We start from the raw sequence: 4747 nt of genomic DNA, 5'->3' as shown, positions 1-4747 counted from the left end.
GCCTGATATCGTTAGTCTTGAAGCAGCTGTACAGAATTTTCCGACCAATTCACCCTCCTAAAACCCCTCAAAAAAAGCCATAAAAAAAAGCACCGGGATAAGTCCCGGCGCTCCTAGTTCAAAATTGTTTCCTTAAAAAAGATCTTTAAAATGGCAGGTCATCTTCCTCGCCAGGTGCACTGTTTAAATCTACAGGCGGAGCGTATTCTGGAGTAGCGGCAGCAGCATTGTTCAATGCATTGATACGCCATACTACTAAACTGTTAAAATAAGAAACTTTACCGGTTTTATCCGTCCACGGGCGACCGCGTAAATTGAAGGCAACCTCTACATTGTCACCAACTTTCAAACTATCAAATAATGCAGTTTTATCTTGCAAAGCCTCAAATCTGATATATTCCGGATAAGTAGGGTTTTCAGCGTACTCTATGATCAGATCACGTTTTTTAAAAGTCTCACTCACTTGCTGTAATGCACCGATTTCGTGCACTTTTCCTTTTAATTCCATAACAAATACTCTTATATTCTACTTTCAAGTTCAAATCTCTATATTTTTATTGATAACTTCGCACAATAAATTATGCAAGTTTTCCACACAAAGAATAAGGTTATCGTAACCTGCAACAAAAGACTGTCTTCCTATCTGGCGGAAGAAGTTAAAGACCTGGGATACACCATTATCAGGGAATTCCCTACAGGTGTAGAGCTAAATATCACCTTAACAGAGTGTATAAAACTCAACCTCAACCTGCGTTGCGCCAGCCAGATTTTATACTGTTTAAACAGCTTCAAGGCCAATAATCCTGAAGAATTATACCAGCAGCTGGTCGAAATGCCCTGGGAAGAACTCATTGATTTTTCCGGCTATTTCTCGGTAACCTCTAATGTGGATAACCCAACCATTACAACCCCATTATTTGCCAACCTGAAAGTAAAAGATGCGATTGTTGATCGCTTCCGGGCAAAGAAAAACATCCGGCCAAATTCTGGTTCTGATGCCAATAAAACCGTAGTCCATTTATACTGGAAGGACAGTGAAGCCGACATTTTCCTGGATACCTCCGGAGAAACCCTTGCCAAACACGGTTACCGTAAAATCCCAGGAAAAGCACCGATGCTGGAAGCACTTGCAGCAAGTACCATATTAAGTACAAAATGGGATAGAAAATCTCCCTTTGTAAACCCAATGTGCGGTTCAGGTACCCTGGCTATTGAAGCGGCCCTGATCGCAACCAACAGACGTCCGGGTCTGTTTAGAATGAATTATGGCTTTATGCATATCCTGGGTTACGATGAAGAAGTCTTCTTTGCGGAAAGAAGAATCCTTAAAGATCAGGTGATCAAAAATATAGAGCTGAATATCATTGCCACTGATATTTCTGAAGATGCCGTAGATGTAAGCCGCAGAAACGCAAAAACTGCCGGTGTAGATACCTTAATTACATTTGAAGTTTGTGATTTTGCCGATACCCAGGTACCTGAAGGCGGCAGGGGTATCGTTGTCTTTAATCCGGAATACGGAGAACGCTTGGGAGAACATTCTAAACTGGAAGCGACCTATAAGCGGATGGGTGATTTTATGAAGCAACATTGCAAAGGTTATTCCGGTTATATCTTTACCGGAAATCCTGATCTTGCAAAAAAGATCGGACTTAAAGCTTCCCGAAAAATCGAATTCTATAATGGAAAACTGGACTGCAGGATGCTGGAATACGAATTGTATGATGGCAGCAGAAGACCAGAGCATGAAAGACCAGTAAAAAACTAGACCCCAATCCATTTGATGAACTATATAGAAATCATTAATAAAACCATCAGTTTTGTAAAAGAAACGCTGGCCGGTGCAGAAGCCGGGCATGACTGGTTCCATATTGAAAGGGTCTACAAAACTGCTCAGCACATTAATAAACAGGAACAAGGTGATGAGTTGATTGTTGCCTTAGCCGCACTTCTCCATGATATAGCAGACAGTAAATTTAACGGTGGAGATGAAGAGATCGGCCCACAAATGGCCGGCAGCTTTCTGAAAAGCCTGGGACTTAGCTCTATAATTATTGAGCAAGTACAACAAATCATCAAAAACCTCAGCTTTAAAGCCAGTTTTGGAAAGCTGACCTTTCAATCCAAAGAACTCGATATTGTACAGGATGCAGATCGTCTGGATGCTATTGGAGCCATAGGTATCGCACGTGCTTTTACTTATGGGGGCTTTAAGAACAGGGTTTTATATGACCCTGAAATTGAGGTCAACCTGAATATGAGCAAAGAGCAATATAAAAACACTACAGCTCCTACGATCAACCATTTTTATGAGAAATTGCTATTGCTTAAAGACCTGATGAAAACCCCTACAGGAAGACAGATGGCAGAAAACAGGCATCAATTTATGCTCAGTTACCTCGATCAGTTCTATGCCGAATGGGAAGGCACTAAATAATAATACTAATTTTTTTAGCAAAAACACTATCTTTGTTTAACAAAGCCTGGTGTATGTCTGAACGAATTAGAGAGAAGTTAAGCATCCTTGCCGATGCTGCCAAATATGATGTTTCCTGCTCATCCAGCGGAAGCAAAAGGAAAAATGACAATAAAGGACTTGGCAATGGCCACAACTCGGGCATCTGTCACACTTATACTGAAGACGGGCGCTGTGTTTCTCTTCTAAAGATTCTGTTCACCAATCATTGCATTTTCGATTGTGCCTATTGTGTTTCCCGCAAAAGCAATGATATTGAAAGAGCGGCCTTTACCGTAGATGAGGTGGTCCAATTGACAATGAATTTCTACCGCAGGAATTACATTGAGGGTTTATTTTTAAGTTCAGGAATCTTTAAAGATGCAGACTTCACGATGGAACGGCTGTTAAAAGTTGTTAAGAAACTTCGGCTTGAAGAAAGGTACAACGGATATATTCACCTGAAAACCATTCCCGGCGCGAGTGAAGAATTGGTTAAGGAAGCAGGAATGTATGTGGACAGAATGAGCATTAACCTGGAAATGCCTACCGAGGCGGGTCTTCAATTACTGGCCCCCGACAAAAGTCATCAAGAAGTGATCAAACCGCTCGGAGATGTGCAAAGGCAAATTATTCAGTTTAAAGAAGAAAAGAAAGTTATTAAAAGTGTTCCACAGTTTGTTCCTGCGGGGCAGAGCACACAAATGGTGATCGGTGCAACCCCGGAAACAGACAAAGACATTATGCATACCGCAGCCGAATTCTATAAGAATTTCTCCCTGAGAAGGGTCTATTATTCAGGCTACATTCCCATCAGTACAGACAACAGACTTCCCTTATTGGGAACACAACCTCCGCTGACCCGGGAAAACCGCCTTTACCAAACCGACTGGCTGATGCGGTTCTATGGTTTTCATATCAATGAACTTTTAAATGATGCCAATCCCCACCTGGATGTGGATATAGACCCTAAGCTCAGCTGGGCATTACGTAACCTCCAGTTCTTCCCGGTAGACATTAACATGGCTTCTTACCAAATGATCCTTCGCATTCCAGGGATTGGAGTAAGTTCTGCAAAAAAAATTGTTCAGGCAAGAAAGTTTGGAAGACTGCGGATAGATCAGTTGAAAAAAATTGGTGTATCCTATAACCGGGCAAAGTATTTCATCACCTGCACAGACAGCCCTCCCATGTTCAGAGACCATCAGGCCACGCAGATTAAATCTTTTATCCTGGCAGAAAGCCAAAGCAAATATTTGAAAAACGACATTCAGCAATTGAATCTATTTTAATTTCCGGCACAATGATCTACGTTTTTGACGGTTCTTTGGAAGGCTTACTTACGGCCGTGTTCGAATACCATGAGCGGCGGCCTTCCAAGCTCATCTTAACCACCGCCGAATGCTACCAGCCTGATGTCTTTACCGCGGCACATAGAATAGATAACGACCCCGGAAAAGCAGATCGTGTATGGAAAGCTCTGCACAGAAAACTTCCAGCCGAATGGCTCCGCAGGTTTTACTGTGCTTATTTGTCAGAAATGCCTGAGGCCTTTAGAGATCTTTTTGAATTTTGCAGGTACATTTTCAGCAATCCGCCCGGCGCAACACAAAATTATGGCAACCCATATGTACTGGCGGTTGCCGGTTACGCGAAGAAAGTAGAAAGAGAAAAGCACCGCATGGAAGCGTTTATCCGTTTTCAGCAGAGTTCGGATGGATTGTTCTATTGTGGAATAGACCCCGATTTTAATGCCATACCGCTCATCATGAAGCATTTTAAAGACCGCTATGCCGATCAGTCCTGGGTTATCTATGACTATAAACGACACTATGGTATTTATTATAATCTGGATAAAGTAGAAGAAATCTATTTAAATCAGGAAGATGAGAAGAATCTAAAATTACAAAGAGACAAGATGGCTTCAGAACAAGAGCCTTTATACGCCGCACTCTGGAAAGATTATTTTAAAAGCACTAATATAAAGGCCCGTAAAAATACAAAACTGCACGTGCGCCATGTTCCAAGACGATATTGGAAATACCTGACAGAAAAAGAATAAGCCGACAGTAAGGATACTGCCGGCTTACAGAGCGTGATTGATATAGATTACTTAACGATCCATGGCGCAAGGTTGATGTCATCAACCCCTCCGTACTGCCTGCCGACCGCAATACTCAGTTGGTCTCCGTTCGTTGTCCTGTCTACGGCAGGATATTGAAACCTTAATGGGATTCTACCGCTATTTCCTGTTCCGGGTCCAGTCAGGAAGTTTGGAACACCTGTACGGCG

Annotated in this window: 5 protein-coding genes and 1 pseudogene; 4 read left to right on the top strand and 2 right to left on the bottom strand. The window is 42.2% G+C overall.

From position 1 onward, the window contains the following. Positions 1-145 precede the first annotated feature (145 nt). Entirely contained in the window at positions 146-508 is a 363-nt protein-coding gene (locus tag VNZ46_RS06940) for a DUF3127 domain-containing protein (protein ID WP_108553847.1), read from the bottom strand. 72 nt (positions 509-580) lie between these two features. On the opposite strand from VNZ46_RS06940, the gene VNZ46_RS06935 reads away from it, so the two are divergent. From VNZ46_RS06935 to VNZ46_RS06920, 4 genes are read left to right on the top strand one after another with little or no spacing between them, the layout of a single operon-like run. After that, positions 581-1768, top strand: a complete 1188-nt coding sequence (locus VNZ46_RS06935; RefSeq protein ID WP_325559360.1) for a THUMP domain-containing class I SAM-dependent RNA methyltransferase — start codon at positions 581-583, stop codon at positions 1766-1768. A 15-nt stretch (positions 1769-1783) separates the two neighbouring features. Continuing rightward, positions 1784-2437 (top strand): HD domain-containing protein, encoded by a 654-nt coding sequence (locus VNZ46_RS06930; protein WP_325559359.1) that lies wholly within the window; start codon positions 1784-1786, stop codon positions 2435-2437. Positions 2438-2490: 53 nt separating this feature from the next. Beyond that, entirely contained in the window at positions 2491-3747 is a 1257-nt protein-coding gene (locus tag VNZ46_RS06925; RefSeq protein ID WP_325559358.1) for a putative DNA modification/repair radical SAM protein, read from the top strand. Positions 3748-3758: 11 nt separating this feature from the next. Then, positions 3759-4517 carry a TIGR03915 family putative DNA repair protein gene (locus tag VNZ46_RS06920; RefSeq protein ID WP_325559357.1) on the top strand — a complete coding sequence of 253 codons (759 nt, stop codon included), beginning with the start codon at positions 3759-3761 and terminating at the stop codon, positions 4515-4517. 47 nt (positions 4518-4564) lie between these two features. On the opposite strand, the pseudogene VNZ46_RS06915 reads toward VNZ46_RS06920, so the two are convergent. Then, positions 4565-4747 (bottom strand): annotated as a pseudogene (locus VNZ46_RS06915) (SusD/RagB family nutrient-binding outer membrane lipoprotein); the annotation flags it as partial.

This window comes from Pedobacter sp. (genome assembly GCF_035566355.1).
Taxonomy (GTDB): Bacteria; Bacteroidota; Bacteroidia; order Sphingobacteriales; family Sphingobacteriaceae; genus Pedobacter.
Note: the sequence above shows the minus strand (reverse complement) of the source record. Positions and strands in the feature narration are given on the sequence as shown.